General features: G+C 45.9%; 1 protein-coding gene. It reads right to left on the bottom strand.

The genetic code is table 11. From position 1 onward, the window contains the following. Nucleotides 1-126: 126 nt before the first annotated feature. On the bottom strand, nucleotides 127-1,194 hold the full coding sequence (locus ACFFAP_RS34245; RefSeq protein WP_375515391.1) for a FecCD family ABC transporter permease: 1,068 nt from the start codon (nucleotides 1,192-1,194) through the stop codon (nucleotides 127-129). Between the last annotated feature and the right edge of the window lie 77 nt (nucleotides 1,195-1,271).

The raw sequence follows: 1,271 nt of genomic DNA, 5'->3' as shown, positions 1-1,271 counted from the left end.
GGGGATTAGGGGCATGGGGACTGGGAAGAAGGAATAAAGGTGTACTGAGTTTTTTTCAAAAATAAAATATGAGTCCTATATATATTAAGTAAGTTTTAAAACATCCTCTAATCCAAGCATATTAGCTCAAAATTTATTAAACCCAGCAGAACGACGATAAAGTAACCAGATAAATAGAGGTGAACCCAGCAAGGCAGTGACGGAACCTACTGGTAGTTCTACTGCTCCTAGCCTAGAGAGTAAATCTGCAAAAGTCAGTAACCATGCACCTGCAAGGGCGGAAAGTGGCAAAACAAAGCGATGATCTGTACCAACGATGAGGCGGACACCATGAGGGACAACAAGACCAACAAATCCAATCAAGCCACTGATGCTGACTGCACCTGCGGCTAATAAAGTGGCGACACCACCAATTAATAGGCGCGATCGCGTCAACGAAACCCCCAAACCCACAGCCAAATCATCCCCCAAAGCCAGCACATTTACCGATCGCGCCAGCAAGCATCCCCCTAGCAATGCAACGATGATGTAAGGGCCAGCTGTCGCAATTTCTTGCCAACCCCGTCCATTAAGGCTACCAACCAGCCAACTGAGCGCAATTTGAATTTGACCGTCTTCAGCTAAAAGCAGCAATGTACTTTGCACAGCACCAAGTAAAGAACTCACTGCTACTCCGCCTAAAATTAACCGCTCAACAGAAATTCCCGACCCCGCACGACCGAGCAAAATAACGATCGCTGAAGTCAAAATTGCTCCTATCCACGCAGCTAAAGGAATTGCGATCGGGAATATTTGCCACACAATCATCAGAATCACAATTAATCCTGCACCTGCTGAAATGCCCAAAATAAATGGATCAGCAAGACTATTGCGTAACATTCCTTGCAGCAGCGCTCCTGACATTCCCAAAGCTGCGCCGACAATCAGAGCAGCTGTAATGCGCGGGAGACGCAAATCCCAGAGAATTGTCTGTTTAACCGGATCGCCTTTGCGGAGTATGGCTTGCCAAAATTCCGACATATTTAAGGGTACTGCTCCTTGAGAAAGCGATAGCGCAAGCGTTACCACCAGTGCTGTACTAAGGAGTAAAACAGCCCAAAGTACCCGGTGTTCAGTAAAAATTGTCTGAAATGGTTTAGTCAAATTTAGATATGTATTTTTTTTAAATATAATCCGTCTCAAACACAGATGCATTGGGCATTGGGCAGGAGAGAGGGAGCCTCAGAAGGTGAACGTTGAGCCTCAGAAGGTGAACGTTGAGCTTCAGAAGG

Source organism: uncultured Nostoc sp., assembly GCF_964245575.1.
Taxonomy (GTDB): Bacteria; Cyanobacteriota; Cyanobacteriia; order Cyanobacteriales; family Nostocaceae; genus Nostoc.
This window is presented reverse-complemented; position numbering and strand designations above follow the sequence as displayed.